Source organism: Lolliginicoccus lacisalsi, assembly GCF_014841105.1.
GTDB classification, from domain to species: domain Bacteria; phylum Actinomycetota; class Actinomycetes; order Mycobacteriales; family Mycobacteriaceae; genus Lolliginicoccus; species Lolliginicoccus lacisalsi.
In genome coordinates this window covers 365,368-383,305 of the sequence record NZ_JACYWE010000001.1, presented here as the reverse complement: position 1 = coordinate 383,305, position 17,938 = coordinate 365,368, and the positions used below count along the sequence as shown (strand labels likewise).

At 70.0% G+C, this 17,938-nt stretch carries 17 protein-coding genes and 1 tRNA gene; 8 read left to right on the top strand and 10 right to left on the bottom strand.

The features are described 5' to 3' along the window. Nucleotides 1–12: 12 nt before the first annotated feature. The 3 genes from HT102_RS01745 to meaB are packed head-to-tail and all read left to right on the top strand — an operon-like array spanning nucleotide 13 to nucleotide 5,158. Nucleotides 13–1,905: a methylmalonyl-CoA mutase family protein gene (locus HT102_RS01745; protein ID WP_192037680.1), complete on the top strand. Its 1,893-nt coding sequence runs from the start codon at nucleotides 13–15 to the stop codon at nucleotides 1,903–1,905. After that, nucleotides 1,902–4,178: a methylmalonyl-CoA mutase gene (gene scpA / locus HT102_RS01740; RefSeq protein ID WP_192037679.1), complete on the top strand. Its 2,277-nt coding sequence runs from the start codon at nucleotides 1,902–1,904 to the stop codon at nucleotides 4,176–4,178. Before HT102_RS01745 ends, scpA begins: the two co-directional genes overlap by 4 nt. A gap of 2 nt (nucleotides 4,179–4,180) precedes the next feature. Continuing rightward, nucleotides 4,181–5,158: a methylmalonyl Co-A mutase-associated GTPase MeaB gene (gene meaB / locus HT102_RS01735; RefSeq protein ID WP_192037678.1), complete on the top strand. Its 978-nt coding sequence runs from the start codon at nucleotides 4,181–4,183 to the stop codon at nucleotides 5,156–5,158. A 28-nt stretch (nucleotides 5,159–5,186) separates the two neighbouring features. Here meaB and HT102_RS16100 read toward each other — a convergent pair whose 3' ends face one another. From HT102_RS16100 to HT102_RS01705, 7 genes are all read right to left on the bottom strand, one after another. Next, the gene (locus HT102_RS16100) at nucleotides 5,187–5,315 is read right to left on the bottom strand and encodes a hypothetical protein (RefSeq protein WP_269902735.1); all 129 of its coding nucleotides are present in this window, start codon (nucleotides 5,313–5,315) and stop codon (nucleotides 5,187–5,189) included. 110 nt (nucleotides 5,316–5,425) lie between these two features. Then, a complete protein-coding gene (locus tag HT102_RS01730; protein WP_225443053.1) occupies nucleotides 5,426–5,722 on the bottom strand; it encodes a helix-turn-helix transcriptional regulator in 297 nt (98 codons plus the stop codon). 190 nt (nucleotides 5,723–5,912) lie between these two features. Continuing rightward, nucleotides 5,913–7,607, bottom strand: coding sequence for an ABC transporter ATP-binding protein (locus tag HT102_RS01725; protein ID WP_192037677.1), 1,695 nt, complete (start codon nucleotides 7,605–7,607; stop codon nucleotides 5,913–5,915). Then, nucleotides 7,604–8,368, bottom strand: a complete 765-nt coding sequence (locus tag HT102_RS01720) for an energy-coupling factor transporter transmembrane component T (protein ID WP_192037676.1) — start codon at nucleotides 8,366–8,368, stop codon at nucleotides 7,604–7,606. Before HT102_RS01720 ends, HT102_RS01725 begins: the two co-directional genes overlap by 4 nt. Nucleotides 8,369–8,396: 28 nt before the next feature. Then, entirely contained in the window at nucleotides 8,397–9,185 is a 789-nt protein-coding gene (locus HT102_RS01715) for a histidine kinase (protein ID WP_225443052.1), read from the bottom strand. A 117-nt stretch (nucleotides 9,186–9,302) separates the two neighbouring features. Beyond that, nucleotides 9,303–9,929: a hypothetical protein gene (locus HT102_RS01710; protein WP_192037674.1), complete on the bottom strand. Its 627-nt coding sequence runs from the start codon at nucleotides 9,927–9,929 to the stop codon at nucleotides 9,303–9,305. Further along, the gene (locus HT102_RS01705) at nucleotides 9,916–10,956 is read right to left on the bottom strand and encodes a nucleoside hydrolase (protein WP_192037673.1); all 1,041 of its coding nucleotides are present in this window, start codon (nucleotides 10,954–10,956) and stop codon (nucleotides 9,916–9,918) included. The genes HT102_RS01710 and HT102_RS01705 overlap by 14 nt, the downstream gene beginning before the upstream one ends. Nucleotides 10,957–11,180: 224 nt before the next feature. Between HT102_RS01705 and HT102_RS01700 the strand changes: the two genes are divergently transcribed. Together HT102_RS01700 and HT102_RS01695 are read left to right on the top strand one after the other, a co-directional pair. Beyond that, nucleotides 11,181–12,047 (top strand): nitroreductase family protein, encoded by an 867-nt coding sequence (locus tag HT102_RS01700; protein WP_192037672.1) that lies wholly within the window; start codon nucleotides 11,181–11,183, stop codon nucleotides 12,045–12,047. 41 nt (nucleotides 12,048–12,088) lie between these two features. Then, the gene (locus HT102_RS01695) at nucleotides 12,089–13,072 is read left to right on the top strand and encodes an Acg family FMN-binding oxidoreductase (protein WP_192037671.1); all 984 of its coding nucleotides are present in this window, start codon (nucleotides 12,089–12,091) and stop codon (nucleotides 13,070–13,072) included. Between the two features lie 4 nt (nucleotides 13,073–13,076). On the opposite strand, the gene HT102_RS01690 is transcribed toward HT102_RS01695, so the two are convergent. Together HT102_RS01690 and HT102_RS01685 are read right to left on the bottom strand one after the other, a co-directional pair. Next, entirely contained in the window at nucleotides 13,077–13,469 is a 393-nt protein-coding gene (locus HT102_RS01690) for a DUF2784 domain-containing protein (RefSeq protein WP_192037670.1), read from the bottom strand. Between the two features lie 75 nt (nucleotides 13,470–13,544). Next, nucleotides 13,545–14,978 carry an SDR family NAD(P)-dependent oxidoreductase gene (locus HT102_RS01685; RefSeq protein WP_192037669.1) on the bottom strand — a complete coding sequence of 478 codons (1,434 nt, stop codon included), beginning with the start codon at nucleotides 14,976–14,978 and terminating at the stop codon, nucleotides 13,545–13,547. Between the two features lie 204 nt (nucleotides 14,979–15,182). Between HT102_RS01685 and HT102_RS01680 the strand changes: the two genes are divergently transcribed. Continuing rightward, nucleotides 15,183–15,506: an HPF/RaiA family ribosome-associated protein gene (locus tag HT102_RS01680; RefSeq protein ID WP_192037668.1), complete on the top strand. Its 324-nt coding sequence runs from the start codon at nucleotides 15,183–15,185 to the stop codon at nucleotides 15,504–15,506. Between the two features lie 130 nt (nucleotides 15,507–15,636). On the opposite strand, the gene HT102_RS01675 is transcribed toward HT102_RS01680, so the two are convergent. Continuing rightward, nucleotides 15,637–15,721: transfer RNA gene (locus HT102_RS01675), tRNA-Leu, on the bottom strand. Between the two features lie 139 nt (nucleotides 15,722–15,860). Between HT102_RS01675 and HT102_RS01670 the strand changes: the two genes are divergently transcribed. Both HT102_RS01670 and HT102_RS01665 read left to right on the top strand, forming a co-directional pair. Next, complete coding sequence (locus HT102_RS01670; RefSeq protein ID WP_192037667.1) at nucleotides 15,861–17,255, top strand: M20/M25/M40 family metallo-hydrolase; 1,395 nt, start codon at nucleotides 15,861–15,863, stop codon at nucleotides 17,253–17,255. Nucleotides 17,256–17,337: 82 nt separating this feature from the next. After that, a complete protein-coding gene (locus tag HT102_RS01665; RefSeq protein ID WP_192037666.1) occupies nucleotides 17,338–17,868 on the top strand; it encodes a YbhB/YbcL family Raf kinase inhibitor-like protein in 531 nt (176 codons plus the stop codon). Nucleotides 17,869–17,938: the final 70 nt, after the last annotated feature.

Sequence of the window (17,938 nt, the reverse complement as noted above, 5' to 3'; positions counted from 1 at the left end):
AGACTCTCAACAATGACGGTCGACGATGCAGCGAAGGCGGGCCCGGATCTCGCGTCCTGGCGGCGCGGGGTCGCGGCAGTGCTCGCCAAGGCACAGCGCAAGGACGCCGCGGAGTTTGGCGCCACACCGGATGATCACCTGGTCACCGAGACGCTCGACGGCTTGGGGATCCGGCCGCTCTACACCAGCGCCGATGAGCTCCCCGAGCCTCCGCTGCCCGGCAGTCACCCGTTTGTCCGGGGCGCCGATCCGCATCGCGATACGATCCGCGGCTGGCACGTCACCTGCCGGTTCGACGGCACCGGCGACTCCGTGCACGACGACGTGGTGGGCGCGCTGGAAAACGGCGCTTCCGCGCTGTGGCTGGTCATCGGCCGGGGCGCGATCACCGTCGATTCCCTCGCTCGGGTGCTCGACGGCGTCTACCTCGACCTGGCCCCGGTGATGCTCGACGCGGGGTCGGAGGTGGCCACCGCGGCCAACGCGGTGCTGTCGCTGCTCGATGAGCGGGGCCGCGATGAGCGGTTCGATCGCGCCACGGCACGCATCAGCCTCGGCGCCGCGCCACTGACCACGGCATTCGCGCGGGGCGCTGGATCTGCCCGCGAGTCGATCGATATGGCCGCGGCGGTCTCCCTGGCGCAGGCAGCACTGGCGCGGAGCGAGCAGATCCGCGCGTTCCTCGTCGATGCCACAGTCTTCCACGACGCCGGGGCATCGGACACGCAGGAGGTCGGGGCCGCGTGCGCGGCCGGCATCGCGTACGTGCAAGCCATGATGGCCGCGGGAATGCCCGCCGCCGATGCGCTGTCGCAGGTCGAGTTCCGCTTCTCGGTCACCGATGACCAGTTCCAGTCCATCGCGAAGCTGCGCGCGGCCCGGCAGGCCTGGGCCCGCATCGCGGAGGTCCTCGGCGCGCCCGAGGCAGGCAGCGCCCCCCAGCACGCGGTGACGTCCGCGGCGATGCTGACGCAGCGGGACCCCTGGGTGAACATGCTCCGGGGCACCGTGGCCGCGTTCGGCGCGGGCGTGGGCGGTGCCGACTTCGTCACCGTCCTGCCGTTCGATGCCGCTCTGCCGCCCGGATCGATGGGCATCTCGGAAGCGTTCGCCCAGCGCATCGCCCGCAACACGCAGCTGCTGCTGCTCGAGGAATCCAACCTGGGCCGAGTGCTTGATCCTGCCGCCGGCTCGTGGTTCGTCGAGAGCCTCACCGCCACGATCGCCGCGGCCGCGTGGGAGTTCCTCCAGGAGATCGAACGACGCGGCGGGCTCGACGCCGCGATCGTTGATGGCTGGCTGGGCGAGCAGATCGCCACCACCCGCGGCGCGCGCGACCAGGCGGTCGCGGAGCGGCGCTGGAGCATCACCGGGGTCAACGAGTTCCCCGACCTCGGCGAGAAGCCGGCCCAGGAGAGCGCGGGAACACCCCTCATCGGTGACCAGGTGCACCGCTACGCCGAGCCCTTCGAGACCTTGCGCGACCGCTCCGACGCGCACCTCGCCCGTACCGGAGAGCGGCCCCGCGTTCTCCTCGCGCCGCTCGGGCCGCTCGCCGAGCACAATGTGCGCACCACCTTCGTGATGAACTTCCTTGCCGCAGGCGGCATCGAGGGCATCAACCCCGGGCCCACCAGCCTTGACGAGCTCGGAAGCGCCGCGAAGGAAGCGGGCACCACCGTCGCGGTGGTGTGCGGCACCGATGCCCGCTACGGCACCGAGGCCACGGAGGCGATCTCGGCCCTCCGCGGCAGTGGCATCGGCACGGTCCTCGTGGCCGGATCCGCACGCGCCCTTCCCGAGGATGCACTGACCGATGATGCCCGGCCCGATGGGTTCGTCTCCGCCCGCATGGACGCGGCCCGCGCGCTCGCAGAACTGCTCGACCAACTGGGGGTCCAGTGACCAGCACACCAACCACGCCAGGCACGGCCGAGGGCTTCCCCTCGTTCCAGGACATCCCGCTGAGCGATCCCGGATCGACCAGCACGCCACCCACCGCCGAGCAGGCGCGCGAGCACGAGGCCGCGGCGGCGCGGGCGAACAACTACTCGGCCGAGGATGTCGTCTGGCACACCCCCGAGGGCATCGCGGTGCCGCCGCTGTTCACCCGGGAGGATCGTGAGGGCGCTGTCGCTGATGGCTACCCGCTCGACAGCGTGCCCGGGTCCGCCCCCTACATCCGCGGCCCCTACCCGACGATGTATGTGAACCAGCCGTGGACGGTCCGCCAGTACGCGGGATTCTCCACCGCGGCGGAGTCCAACGCGTTCTACCGCCGCAACCTCGCCGCCGGGCAGAAGGGCCTGTCGGTGGCGTTCGACCTCGCCACTCACCGTGGCTATGACTCGGACCATCCGCGCGTGCAGGGCGACGTCGGCATGGCCGGGGTGGCGATCGACTCGATCCTCGATATGCGCCAGCTGTTCGATGGCATCGATCTCGGCAGCGTGTCGGTGTCGATGACCATGAATGGCGCGGTGCTGCCGATCCTCGCGCTGTATGTGGTGGCCGCCGAGGAGCAGGGCGTGCCGCCGGAGAAGCTTGCCGGGACCATCCAGAACGACATCCTCAAGGAGTTCATGGTCCGCAATACCTACATCTATCCGCCGCAGCCGTCGCTGCGGATCATCTCCGATATCTTCGCCTACACCAGCCAGCGGATGCCGCGGTTCAACTCGATCTCCATCTCCGGGTATCACATCCAGGAGGCCGGTGCCACCGCTGACCTCGAGCTGGCCTACACGCTCGCTGACGGTGTCGAGTACATCAAGGCAGGCATGGCCGCCGGGCTTGATGTGGACGCGTTCGCGCCGCGCTTGTCCTTCTTCTGGGGCATCGGGATGAACTTCTTCATGGAGGTGGCCAAGCTGCGGGCCGGGCGGCTGCTGTGGAGCGAGCTCGTCGCGGGCTTCGACGCGCAGAACCCCAAGTCGCTCTCGCTGCGCACCCATTCGCAGACCTCCGGCTGGTCGCTGACCGCGCAGGACGTCTACAACAACGTGGCCCGCACCTGCATCGAGGCGATGGCCGCCACCCAGGGGCACACCCAGTCGCTGCACACCAACGCCCTTGATGAGGCGCTGGCCCTGCCGACGGATTTCTCCGCCCGCATCGCCCGCAACACGCAGTTGCTGCTGCAGCAGGAATCCGGCACGACCCGGCCGATCGACCCCTGGGGCGGCTCCTACTATGTCGAGTGGCTGACCCACGAGCTAGCCAAGAAGGCGCGGGCCCACATCGCCGAGGTCGCCGAGCATGGCGGCATGGCGCAGGCCATCAGCGAGGGCATTCCCAAGCTGCGCATCGAGGAGGCCGCGGCGCGCACCCAGGCGCGCATCGACTCCGGCCGCCAGCCGGTGATCGGGGTCAACAAGTACCAGGTGCCGGAGGACCATGCCGTTGAGGTCCTGAAGGTGGAGAACTCTCGGGTGCGCCGCGAGCAGCTCGACAAGCTCGAGCAGCTCCGCGCCGACCGCGACCCCGCCGCGGTCCAGGCCGCCCTCGAGAAGCTCACCTTCGCTGCCGGTCACCCCAGCGAGGGCGAGGGCCTCGAGCTGAACCTGCTCGCGCTCGCCATCGATGCGGCCCGCGCGAAAGCCACCGTCGGCGAGATCTCCGATGCCCTCGAGAAGGTGTTCGGCCGCCACCAGGCCGAGATCCGCACCCTCAGCGGCGTGTACAAGGACGAGGCAGGCAATGTGAGCAACGTGTCCCGGGCGATGGAGGTCGTGCAGCGCTTCGCCGACGAGGAGGGGCGCCGTCCCCGCGTGCTCGTTGCGAAGATGGGCCAGGACGGCCATGATCGCGGCCAGAAGGTCATCGCCACCGCGTTCGCCGATCTCGGCTTCGATGTCGATGTGGGCCCGCTGTTCCAGACTCCCGAGGAGGTGGCCCAGCAGGCCGCCGACAACGACGTGCATGTCGTGGGCGTCTCCTCGCTCGCGGCTGGGCACCTCACGCTGGTGCCCGCGCTGCGCGATGCCCTCGCGTCGGTCGGGCGGCCCGACATCATGATCGTGGTGGGCGGAGTCATCCCGCCCGGCGATTTCGACGAGCTCCACCAGGCCGGTGCCGCCGCGATCTTCCCGCCCGGCACCGTCATCGCCGATGCCGCGGTGGACCTGCTGGACAAGCTTGCTCGCCAGCTCGGACACGAGACGAGCGAGCCCGCCTGAGCATGGATGCCGACGCACTCGCCGACGCCATCCGCGATGGTCGGCGCGCCGACCTCGCCCGCGCCATCACCCTCGTGGAATCCACCCGCCGCGATCACCGCGACCTCGCGCAGCAACTGCTGCTGAAGCTGCTGCCCGGCTCCGGCAACGCCTACCGTGTCGGCATCACCGGCGTGCCGGGCGTGGGCAAGTCCACCTTCATCGATGCCCTGGGCATGCAGCTGATCAGCAAGGGGCACCGCGTCGCCGTCCTCGCGGTGGATCCGTCCTCCACCCGCACCGGTGGCTCCATCCTCGGTGACAAGACCCGCATGGCTCGCCTCTCCGTGGAGCCGGATGCCTACATCCGTCCGTCCCCGACCGCGGGAACGCTCGGCGGCGTCGCCAAGGCCACCCGCGAGACCATGGTGCTCGTCGAGGCCGCCGGATATGACGTCATCCTCGTCGAGACCGTCGGGGTCGGGCAATCCGAGGTGACTGTCGCCAACATGGTCGATTGCTTCACCTTCCTCACCCTCGCGCGGACCGGGGATCAGCTCCAGGGCATCAAGAAGGGCGTCCTCGAGCTCGCCGACGTGGTCGCGGTCAACAAGGCCGACGGTCCGCACGAGCGCGACGCCAAGAAGGCCGCGCGCGAGCTCGCCGGGGCGATGCGGCTGATCCACCCGCGCGGGTCGCTCTGGCAGCCTCCCGTGCTGACGATGAGCGCTCTCGAGGACTCGGGCATCGACACGTTCTGGGAGACCGTGCAGCGCCACCGCCGCACCCTCACCGAGGCCGGAGTGTTCGACGAGCGGCGCAGCCAGCAGCAGGTCGACTGGACCTGGACGATGGTGCACGATCAGATCCTGCAGCGGCTCGCCGAGAACCCGGACGTGAAGAGCATCCGCAGCGAGGTCGAAGCGGCCGTGCGTGGCGGCGAGCTGACCGCGGCGCTCGGGGCGCAACGCATCCTTGACGCCTTCGACGGCACGGCCTGAGCCCGACGACACCGCCCGGAACAACGAGCTAGCGACCCGCGCCGAATCGCGACTGGTGCTCCTCGATCAGCCCGAGGATGCGGTCGGGGCGAGCGTCGACCGAGAACGCGAGGAAGCTCAATGGAGCGCCAGTCGCGCGCTTGTTGCTTCGTAGCACCCATCGCCAGTAGCGGGACAGGCCATCGCGGAGCCCGCTCTCATCGGTGACAGCGCTGCCCCTGCCATGGGGGAGAGTCTCGCACCCCTCGCAGCCTCGCGCAGGGCGGCTCACAAGTCGTCGAGGTCGATGATGCCGTCCTGCAGCACGCGGGCGACGAGCGCTGCCTTGGTGCTCGCTGGACGACCGACGGCGGCGTACTTGGCCCGGATCCGCGCGAGGTAGGTGTTGATCGTGCCGATCGCGACCTTGAGCTCCCGGGATACTTCTTCCTTGGTGTCGGCCTTGATCCAGGCAACGAGGACTTCCTCCTCGCGCTGGGACAAGCCGGGCCGCGGCCGCGAGCCCCTGTCCTCATCATCGCTGCCGCGGGACGGGGTCGGGGGAAGCGTGGTGAGGCTCATCATCACGTGGCCTTTCCGGGATGGGCGCTATGCGGTATGTGCCCCTTATCATGATCCAGGAATGGCCTGCGCTCAATCCCGTACGGAATAGCCATACGAAGTCCGTACAGCGCAGGATGACATCGAAGCAGATGACAGCGCTATCGCCGATGACCAGGCATGACCGGGCATGCCCGCGCGGACCCGGAAGCGATCAATCGCCCGGATCTACCGTCGCTGGCGCGAGCGCTTCCACGAGTTCCTCGCAGGTGCGCGGGGCCCATGGCCAGCCCAGCCGCCCCGCGAGGGCCGCGAGCTGCGGCTCCCTCCCGTAGATCTCAGCGAGCAGGCCGCTGCCCACCATCGCTGCCGCGGGCCGGTCCGCGATGATCCGGCCCTGGTGGAGCAGCACCAGCCGATCGCACTGCTCGACCGCGAAGTCCACATCGTGGGTGATGATCACGATGGTGCGGCGCTGCTCCCGCAGCACGCCCAGCACCCGCTCCAGCCGCGCTAGGTCCGCGGCGTCGAGCCCCACCGTGGGCTCGTCGAGCACCACCACCGCCGGACGCAAGGCCAGTACGCACGCCAGCGCGAGCATCCGCCGCCCCGCGCGCCCGAGGTCATGCGGATGCGCCCGCTCCTGCCCGGCCAGCCCCACCAGCCCCAGCGCCTCGGCGACCCGCTCGCTCGCATCATGGAACCCGCACGCGCGCGGCCCGAACGTCACCTCATCGAGGACCGTGTGCGCGAACAACTGGGCATCGGGATCCTGCAGGACGACGCCCACGCGCTGCGCCAGCCGGTGCGCGAGCGCCTCGCGAGTATCGGAGCCAGCGACGCGTACCGTCCCCGAGGATGGCAGCAACCTGCCGTTCAGCAGCGCGGCTAGGGTGGACTTCCCGGCGCCGTTTCGACCCACGATGGCGAGCCGGTTGCCGTCGGGGATCACCAGCGACACCCGATCGAGCGCCGGCACGGCCCCGCCATGATCGACGACGGCGTCCTCCAGCTCGATCGTCAGCCCGCGTTCCCGGTCATGGGCGTGCTCGCCGTCGATGCGCGGCGGCCGATCCGGCTGCCGGTCGCGCAATCCGAAGGGCGCGAACACGGCGATGGCATCCTGCAGCGTCACCGGAAGCGGCCGGCCCGGGAGGCGCGCCAGCGCCGCCGCGATGCTGTACCGGCTCGGCCTCGCGCCCGTCGATGCGAGCCCCGGGGAGCCGAGGATCTCGCGCGCGTCCCCGGTCATCGCGATGCGGCCCTCGTCGAGCACCGCGATGGTACTGGCATGCTCGGCGAGCAGGACAGGATCATTCTCGACCAGCAGGATGGTCGTGCCGGCCTTCCGCGCTTGGTGCAGCAGCCGGGAGACACGTTCGCGGCCGTGGGGGTCGAGCATCGTCGTGGGCTCGTCGAGCACGAGCACCTCGGGCCGGGCCACGAGGATCGCGGCGATCGCCACGCACTGCTGCTCCCCGCCGGAGAGGGTGCGCGGACGACGGGGGAGCAGGTGCTCGATCTGCAGCTCGGTAGCGATCGCGGCGACCCGCTCGCGCATCGAGGCGGGGGAGAGGCCGCGCTGCTCGAGGCCGAACGCGATCTCATCCTCGACCGTATCGGTGATGCCGGTCAGCTGGGTGATGGGATTGTCGCCCACGAACCCGACCAGCCCGGCCCGCACCCGGAACGGCACCGCGTGGATGTCCTGCCCCGCGATGCTGATGGTGCCGGAGAGCAGTCCATGCCCCTGCCACCCCGCGATCAGCCGTGCCAGGGTGGTCTTTCCGCTGCTGTTCGCACCGATGATCCCGGTGCAGCTTCCCGCAGCCACGCTCAGCTCGAGACCGTGGAGCACCGGTCCGGCGGAGTGCGGGTGCTCGTAGGCAACGCCCGTGGCACGGATCATTGCGCCCACCGCGTCACCAGCACGATCACCAGGATGATCGTTAGGAACACCAGCAGCACGCTGGCAAGCCGCTCCCACTGGGGGAACTCCAGCGACCGGTAGCTCGTTGGGCGCCGCGCGGCACCGAATCCCCGCTGCTCCAGCATGAGCGCCTTCTCGCCGGACTCGGCAATGATGCGCAGCACCACCGGCAGCGCCACTCCGGCGACGATGCGGAGGCGATGCACGGGTCCGCCGCGCGTGCGCAGGCCGCGGGCACGCTGGGCATCGAGCACTGTCGTGGCGTGGTCCCGCAGCGCAGGGACGAGCGTCACGCTCGACATGACGATGTAGGAGATCCGCGGGCTCACGCCGATGCTGGTCAGCGCGGGCATCATCCGCGCGGGCGTCACGGCGGACCCGAGCACGAGGAACAGCGCGACGCTGGTGCCGATGCGCAGGCTCAGCAGCGCCGCGAACTCGAGTCCCTCGGTGGGCACCCGGGCAGGGCCAAGGCTCGCCAGCTCGGTGACGCCCTCCGGATAGAACATGCCCTGGAGCAGGAAGGCGAGCACCGCGAAGGGGGCGGCGAGCACGACCCAGGCGCCAGCCCTGCCGTCGCGCGCGAGCACCACGACCAGCACGATCATGCCGGGCAGCAGCCACCACCAGATGGGCGTGACGAACACCAGCACGATCGAGCACAGGAACCCGATAAGCAGCAGCACGGGGTGGCGCCGCCGTGCCCAGGCCAGCTCATCGACGGGGCCCAGCTTATCCACGCTCCCCAGCTTATCGACGGGGCCCGGCTCATTCACGGGCAGGTTCCGGGAAGCGCTCCGGTCTTGTCGGCGTGGGCCCGAACTGCGCGAGGACGCGCTGGGGCAGGGCGGCGAGGACCAGGGCCGCCACGGTGAAGATGATGGCCTTGTCCAGCGGATCGAACATCAGTCCCTGCACGGTGGTCGCCTGCAGCAGGCTCGAGCCCATCGCGCGCAGCGCGGCGACCGCGGCCGTCGCGCCGCCCCCGGTGGTGCCACCGAACGCGAACGCAGCGATGGGCGCGGCCACGAGCGCGGTCACCACGCCTGTCAGCGCCCCGGCGATGGGGGCGGTCCAGATGCGGCGGAACATTCCGGCTCGCGCCATGTACCCGGCGATCGCGCCAGTCAGCGCCGCTACCGAGGCGAATGCCGTGGCGACCGGGGCCAGCGTCACGCCCCAGACGACGTTGCCGAGCACCCCCGCGGCGATGCCGGCGGCCGGTCCGGCGAGCGCCCCGACGAGGACGGTGCCCAGCGAATCCAGGTAGAGGTTGATGCCAAGCTGCGAGGTGATCTGGCCCATGACGATGTTCAGCGCGATCGCGCTCGGGATCAACGCGATCGTCGTCAGCGGCAAGCGATGGATCACCCCGGCGAGGAGGAGCAGCGCGCCCGCGATATTGCCGACCAGCGCGATGACGCTCGCCATGCCCGTGCCATCGGGCAGGCCCTCGGGCCGCAGCAGCACCAGGTACGAGTAGGTAGCGATGATGATCCCAGCGCCGAGGATGACGCTCGCGCGATGACGGGGAACGATCTGGTTCGGGGCGGCCACGTCCACTCCTGCTCGGCTCGACGACAATGAGGTCTGGTGCGCAGGCCGCCGCTGCCCCGACGGCGTGCAGAATGATAGCAGCACCGCGGCTGAACCGGACACCCGCAGGCAGCGCGGCTAGCGGCGCTGCTGCCGGAAGCGCAACGTCACCAGGGTCGTGGCGAACACGATCACCCCCGCGATGATGGCGGGCACCGGGCCGAGCACCTCGAGTACCCACGACGCCGCTTGCCGGGTGCCGCTGCCAGGGTCGGCGAGGGCGAACACCACGAAGATCACCGCCACCACCGTCAGCCCGCCGATCACGATCGTGCCCGAGCGCCGGCCCATTCCGGTGCGCTGCTGCATGATCCGCCCCGCCTTGATGATGCGGGTGACGCGCAGGATGCGCAGCGCGCCGAGCCAGGCGATCGCGCGCACGATCTGCAGCGGCCCGATGGCCAGCACTACCGCTGGGATCATCGCTGCGGTGAGCAGCAAGGTCCACTTGTGCCGGAGCGCCCATCGCCAGGCATCACCGCTGACCATCATCAGCACCAGGGACTCGCCCACGATGACCAGCGCGGACAGCCAGTTGACGATGTGCCCCAGCGTGGCGAGCGGACCGTCGATGAGGGTCAGGAACACCGCCGGCACCGAGACGAGCGCGGCGACCAGCACCGGCAGGGCGAGGGATTGCTCCCATCGCGCGACGCGATCGGGGCCGCGCGGCGACACGGGCTCGCTGGGCTCAGCGCTGCCCATCGGCCGTCAACGATGCCGCGAAGCTGCCCACGCGCTCCACGAGGTGCGCGAGGAACGCCTCCGGATCAGTATCGGAGGCGATGTCGGCGTTGGGATGCCGCCCCCACATGCCTGCCCAGTCGGCGACGGTCGTGCCGCGCGTGATGGTCCCGGATAGTTCCACGTCCACCGTGGCTGCGCGGGTCTTGGCCCAGTGCGGGTTCAGGGCGATGGCTGCGGCGAACGGATCATGCATGTGCGCGATGAAGCCCTGGTCGTAGGCCCGATGGAACTCCATGTAGAACCGGATCGCATCGGAGAGGTGCCGGATGAGCGGGTTCGGTGAGGTGGAGCGCTCGCCGAGCGGATCATCAGGGGCGATGACCTCGCCCGGCACGCCCGCGACCTCGGCGAGCGCGCTGACGTCGTCGGGGCGCAGGATGATGCGCTCGGTCAGATCGAGCGGGCACACGATCGGCAGCGGATGGGTCTCGGCCGCTCCAAAGGCATCGAAGACCTGCTTTGCGGCTTCCGGATCCACCGAGATGTTCCACTCGGTGCTCGGGGTGGTGTTGCCCGGATGATGGAACGCACCGCCCATGATCACCAGCCGCGAGAGCATCTCCGGCAGGCGCGGCTCGAGATCGAGGGCGAGCGCCAGGTTCGTCAGTGGGCCCGTCACGAGGCCGACGAGCGTGCCCTCGTGCTCGCGCGCGAGCTTCACCCACAGCTCGGCGGCGCTGAGCGGGGACAGCTCCCGCCGGGCCGCTGGCAGCTCCGCGTAGCCGATGCCCTGCGGACCATGCGTCTCCTCGCTGGTGCGCAGCTCATCGAGGATCGGGGCCTCCGCGCCCAGGGCGACCGGGATGTCCGGCGCGCCGCAGACATCCAGCCAGGCCAGGTTGTTCGCCGCGACCTGCCGCGCGGTCACATTGCCCCCGGTGGAGGCGATGCCCCGGATCCGGGCCTCCGGCGACGCCAGCAGGTATACCAGCGCGAGCGAATCGTCGATCCCCGTATCGAGGTCGATCATCATCTGCTGGCGCATGGTCCATTCCTTCCCGCAGGGCCACCAGCATCCTACGAGATGGAGGGAAGCGCCGGGCAGCAGGCCATGCGGGACCAATGGTGGCCGAAGGTCCCTGGCATTGGGGAATACCGGGGCGCGCTGCAGTGACCTTCTCCCGTGTCGAGGCGGGCCCCGCGCGAGCGACCCTGGAACGTGACAGGACCACCAGCGCGCGCCGCGTCGCCACATCCGGGGAGACCACGATGCCACACATCGATATGCCCACGACCATGCCTGCCCCCGGCGTCGTCCAGGATGCCCTCGGCATTGCTCGTCACGCGCCCTCGGTGTGGAACCGGCAGCCCTGGCAGTGGCGGTTCGACACCAAGGGCCTGCACCTGTATGCCGATCCCGAGCGGATGTCCGGAGTCCGCGACCCGCTCGGCAGGCTCACGATCCTGAGCTGCGGAGTTGCCCTCCATCACGGTCTGGTGGCGTTGCTCGGCCAGAGCTGGGACGGCGCGGTGCAACGGTTCCCCCGCGGCATCAGCGACACGTTGGTAGCCACCGTGCGGCTCGCTCCGCGCTACATGACCAGCCCTCGCGACATGGCGATGTTCCTGGCGATCGAGCAGCGGCGCACCGAGACGCGGCCCCTGGCAGCGCCCGCCCACGACCACGCCGTGTTCGCCGCGCTGCGCGCGACGGCCGAGAACCACGGCGTGGGAATCACGATCCTCGACGACCGCGGCGCGTACCTCGTCGCGCCCTCCGCGCGCCTGCCCGTGCGCACCGAGCGGCTCGGGCACTGGGGCATGGATCCCGACTACTCCGCCATCGCTGTCCTCACCACGCATCACGACACCCCGAGGGACTGGCTGCGCGCCGGGGAGGCGCTTTCCGAGGCGCTGCTCGTCGCCACCTCCCACGGCCTCGCCACCTGCCCCGTCGTGGACCTCCCTGACCGCGCGGGAATCGCCAGCGAGGCGCAACGCTGCGCCCGTGGCCCCGGCCCGGGCTCGGGCGCCGGGAACCATGCGCAGGCGGTTCTCCGGATCGGGGTGCGCCGCTACCCGGCGCTGCCGCGAACCAACCGGCGGGCCGTGCAGGACCTCTTGCAATGCCGCTGACCAGCAGGCCTACCCACCCCTCCTCGCCGGAAGGCACACCGATGACCACCATTCACACCCCTGGCCTCGCGACTCTCCGTTCGGCTGTTGATCAATCCCGGCACGCGCCCTCGGTCCACAACTCGCAGCCCTGGCTGTGGACCACGGATGGGCGCCTCCTGCGCCTGCGCCTCGACGACCTGCGCACGCTGCGGCACGCCGACCCGGAAGGGCGGCAGGCGATGATCAGCTGCGGCGCCGCCCTCCACCATGTGCGCGCCGCGCTGCGCGCCGAGGGCTGGGAGACCCACGTCCGCCCGATGCCGGGCGGGGATCCGCGGATCCTGGCCGAGGTCACCGCCGCGCCGCTTGACCGTGCCGATCCGCGCGCGGCCCGCATCGCGGCCGCTATCCCGCTGCGCCGCACCGACCGGCGCCCCTACCGGCCGCTCGAGCCGAGAACGCTCGACGATCTCGCGGCAACGCTCGCCGCCCAAGCCCATGAGCTCGGGGTGTCCAGCACCTTGATCGACCCAGGCATGCACCACCTGATCACCGAGGCATCCGGCATGGTGACCGCCCAGCACCGGTATGACGCCGACTACCAGCACGACACGCACTGGTGGATCGGCGCGAGCACCCGCGACGAGGGGATCCCGGCGACCGCCCTGCCTCGCCCGGGCACGAGCGGGGCAGCGGGCCGTGACTTCCAGACCGAGCGGGGCACGCTCCCCGCGGCCAGCACGACCGACGAGGCCCGCGTCCTTGTCCTCGCTACCGCCGAGGCCTCGCCGGAGGCGTGGTTGATGGCGGGGCAGGCGCTCTCCGCGGTGCTGCTCGAGGCCACGGCACGAGGCGTGGCAACGTGCACGCTCACCCACATGACCGAGGAACCGCGCCCCCGCGAGCTCGTCCACGATGCAGCGTCGCGCTCGGGCCCCACGCTCGCCCGGACCCAGGCCGCGATCCGGCTGGGACTCGCGAGCGGTCCCGCGCTGCCACCGGTTCCGCGGCGACGGCTCGAGGATCTCCTCGAGCTCGAATGACCCGCTACCGGACCAGGACAAGGCTGCGGCGTCGCCGCCGGATCACGACGAACCCGATCCACGAGACGATCACGCATCCGAGCAGCGCCGCGCGGGCGAGGCCGAGATACTGCTCCGGGTAGATCACGCCGGTGAGGTAGTGATCGATGAACCCGGTATCGGGCAGTCCCTCCTCGCCCGTGCGGCGGCGTGCCCAATCCTCGACATAGGTGAGGGGGCAGTACAAGGCCACACCGAGCATATTGACGACCGTCAGCCCCACTGCCCACGCCACGCACAGCACATGCAGGATGATGGTGCGCGGCCAGCGCCAGGCGAGGAACCCCCCGAGCATCGCGTAGACGAGGAACAGGAAATGCGTGACCATGGTGACGTCGCCGATGATCCGGTACACCATGATCCGCCTCCTGCCTCTCCCTCCATGCTAGGCGGGACCGGCCTGGCCAGCACGTGGCCCGGGCCGGGTGCTGGCTCACCAGGCGGAGGGCTTGTAGTCCTTAAGGAAGCAGCCGTACAGGTCCACGCCGTTCTCGCCCTGCACGATCGGGTCGTATACGCGCGCCGCGCCGTCCACGAGGTCCAGCGGGGCGTGGAAGCCCTCCTCAGCGAGGCGCACCTTTGTGTAGTGCGGGCGCTCGTCGGTGATCCAGCCCGTGTCCACCGCGGTCATCAGGATGCCCTCGTCCTTCATGTCCTCCGCGCTGGTGCGGGTGAGCATGTTCAGCGCGGCCTTCGCCATGTTGGTGTGCGGATGCCCGGGTCCCTTGTAGCGGCGGGAGAACTGGCCCTCCATCGCCGAGACGTTCACGACGTACTTGCGGCGCGCCGGGGAGGCGGCGAGCGTGGCGCGCAGGCGGGACACCAGGATGAACGGAGCGACCGAGTTGCATAGCTGGACCTCGAGCAGCTCCAGGGGATCGACCTCGTGCACGCGCTGCACCCAGCTATTGGACCGCGCGAGGTCCGGCAGCAGCCCGCCCGCATCGATCGCGACGCCCTGGCTGATGCGCTCCACGGTCGCGGAGCCGGCCCGCAGCGCCAGGGATGTCACCGTCGCGGCATCAAGGCGGGAGGCGTCCATCGCGGCCACGTCGAGATCGCCGGTGAGCGCGGCAGGGTGCAACTGGCTGGGCTTGCCGAAGGTGACGACCTCGGCGAGCATTCCCGAGGCCAGCGGGGCGGCCTCCGCCTCGGCGAGCGCGCTGTAGGCGCCGGGGGAGCGGCGCACCGTCTGCGCGGCGTTGTTGATGAGGATGTCGAGCCGGCCATCGGCCTGCATCAGGTCCGCGAGCGACACCACCTGCGCGGGATCACGCAGGTCGATGCCGACGATGCGGAGCCGGTGCATCCAGTCCGCGCTGTCGTCCATCGCGGCGAACCGGCGCGCGGCATCCTGGGGGAAGCGCGTGGTGATGGTGGTGTGCGCGCCATCGCGGAGCAGCCGGAGCGCGATGTACATGCCGATCTTGGCGCGGCCACCGGTAAGGAGCGCTCGCCGGCCCGTGAGGTCCGTGCGGGCGTCACGCTTGGCATGGCTCGAGGCCGCGCATCGCGGGCACAGCTGGTGATAGAACGCATCGATCCGCGTGTAATCGGTCTTGCAGATGTAGCAGCCCTGCGGCTGCAGCAGCGTGCCTGCCGAGGCGCCCTTGGCGGTGGAGGTCAGCGGGATCCCCTCGGTCTCGTCGTCAATGCGCGTGGGCGAGCCGGTGGCGGTCGATTCGATGATCGCCCGGTCGTGGGCGTTCTTCTCGGCCCGGGCCTGCACGCGCCGGCGCCGCTTCAAGGACTTGAACAAGCCACCCACCGCGCGTTGCACGGTGAGGGAATCGGGATGCTCCGGGTCAAGCTCACCGGCTTGCTCCAGTACGCGCAGGCACGTCGCCAGCTCGTCGGGATCGATCATGAGGGGTGCGTGCCAGCCATTCTGTGCTCCAGGCGCCGGGCCATCGAGCCACCCCGCGCGATCGTGCCGCCGTCTCGGACAAGCGCCCCGGGATGCCGCGAAGCAGCCCGTGCGCGGCGTCGATGATACCGCTCCACCAGCGGCATCGTGAATTCCAGGACTAGCATCGAGGGGGCACCACTGCCAGCAACGAATGGAGCCACCATGAGCGACTACGCCGACCGCGTGCGGATCGTCCCCCAGTTCACCAGCGATGACGGTGATGCGATTACCGGGATCCTGTTCGGTCGCCTCGACTCCCGGCTCTCCCGCTGGTCGCCCGAGCAGGTCGAGATGGAGATCTCGGTCAAGGAGCGCGACACCCCCTCGCAGCGCGTCGTCCTCGAGTGCTGGATCTCCGGCATGCCCAAGCTCGTTGCCACCTCCACCGAGCAGCAGATCGAGACAGCCATCGCGGAGGTGCGCGACGAGCTGTGGAGCCAGCTCGACAAGCAGATCTCGAAGCAGGAGGACCAGCGGCGGCGTTGACGGATTGGTCGGCTCAGCACAAGCGCGCCCGGACCTGCCACGGAGGAGCCGGCGGATCGACCGGCATCCGTGCTGACCCCGCGACAACGAGAGACACCCTGCATCGCGATGATGCAGGGTGTTGCCTCTGTGTCCGAGGGGGGACTTGAACCCCCACGCCCTATACGGGCACTAGCACCTCAAGCTAGCGCGTCTGCCATTTCCGCCACCCGGACATGCGCGGTTTTTTGCGCGTGCCGAGATAGGTTAGCCCATCGGCGGCCGGAGTCCAAAATCCGCTGCTCACGCCGCATGCTGGGGGTAATCCAGCCACGCATCCCTGACTTCGCCCGCCCACGGTGGTAGGAAAGGAGTGTGACGGCCGACAAGCACAGCACTCCAGGATCCGAGCCCGTTCCCGCGAGCAGCACCGCGGGGGAACGCCGCAGCGCCGCCGAGGCGGAGGTCGTGGATATCGTCAGCCGCCTCATCCGCTTCGACACCACCAACACCGGGGATCCCGAGACGCTCAACCCCGAGCGACCCTGCGCCGAGTGGGTGGCCGAGCAGCTCCACGAGGCCGGGTACGAGACCACCTACGTCGAGTCGGGGGGGCCGGGCCGCGGCAACGTGTTCGCCCGCCTCCCGGGTGCCGACCCCGCGCGAGGGGCCCTGATGATCCACGGCCACCTCGACGTCGTGCCCGCCGAGCCCGCCGATTGGAGCGTGCACCCCTTCTCGGGCGCGGTGGAGGACGGCTACGTGTGGGGCCGCGGCGCGATCGACATGAAGGACATGGTCGGCATGACCATCGCCCTCGCCCGGCAGTTCAAGCGCGAGGGCACCGTGCCACCCCGCGATCTCGTGTTCGCGTTCCTTGCCGACGAGGAGGCCGGCGGAAAGTACGGCTCGCACTGGCTGGTGGAGAACCGCCCCGACTTGTTCGAGGGGGTCACCGAGGCGATCGGCGAGGTCGGCGGCTTCTCCCTCACCGTGCCCCGGCCGGACGGCACTGACCGCCGCCTGTACCTCGTGGAGACGGCCGAGAAGGGCATCGCCTGGATGAAGCTGACCGCCAAGGCCCGCGCCGGGCACGGCTCCTTCCTGCATGAGGACAATGCCGTCACCTATCTCGCCGAGGCAGTGTCGCGGCTCGGCCGGCACCGGTTCCCGCTCGTGCTCACCGAATCGGTGGAGCAGTTCCTCGCGGCCGTGGGGGAGGAGACCGGACTCGACCTCTCCCCGGAATCTCCCGACCTCGAGGGCACCCTCGCCAAGCTCGGCAGCATCTCCCGCATCATCGGCGCCACCCTCCGCGATACCGCCAACCCCACGATGCTCCGCGCTGGCTACAAGGCCAACGTCATCCCGCAGACCGCCGAGGCCGTCGTGGACTGCCGGGTGCTGCCCGGGCGCCAGGAAGCGTTCGAGAAGGAGGTCGATGCGCTGCTCGGTCCCGACGTCACCCGCGAGTGGGTGACCAAGCTCGATAGCTACGAGACGACCTTCGACGGCGATCTCGTCGACGCCATGAACGATGCCCTGCTGTCGCAGGACCCGGGCGCGCGCACCGTGCCCTACATGCTCTCCGGCGGGACGGACGCGAAGGCTTTCGCGAAGCTCGGCATCCGCTGCTTCGGGTTCGCGCCGTTGCAGCTACCGCCCGAGCTCGACTTCGCCTCGCTCTTCCACGGCGTCGATGAACGAGTGCCCGTCGATGCGCTCCGCTTTGGCACCCGCGTTCTCGGCGAGCTCCTGAGGCGCTGCTAGCCCCAGTTGCCCATCGGAGCGCGTGGCATCACGCAGCCCTGCCGACCTGGTACGGGCGGGAACAACAACGAGAGGAAAGCATATGGTCATCAATCCGTACGCATCATTGCCCGTGCTGCCCACCTTCACCCTGACATCCACCGATGTCACCGACGGCGAGCGCCTGGCGATGCCCCAGGTCTCGGGCATGCTTGGCGCGGGGGGCGAGGACATCTCCCCGCAGCTCGCGTGGAGCGGATTCCCGGAGGAGACCAAGAGCTTCGCGGTCACCGTCCTTGATCCGGACGCGCCCACAGGCTCCGGCTTCTGGCACTGGGCCGTGGCCAACATCCCGGCGAGCGTCACCGAGCTGCCCTCCGGCGCGGGCTCCCAGGACAGCAACGCCCTTCCCGAGGGCGCGGTGCAGCTCGGCAACGACGCGGGCTTCCGTGGCTACATCGGCGCCGGCCCGCCTGCCGGGCATGGGATCCACCACTACTACATCGCGGTGCACGCGGTAGCGACCGAGAGCATCGATTTGTCCGAGACCGCGACGCCGGCATTCCTCGGGTTCAACCTTTTCTCGCAGGCCATCGCCCGCGCGGTGATCGTCGGCACCTACAGCCAGGAGTAGCCGCCCCGGCCGCGCTTGAAGCCCGGGCGTGGCGGTGCCGGGCGATGTCGCTTGAGAGTGGAGACTTTTC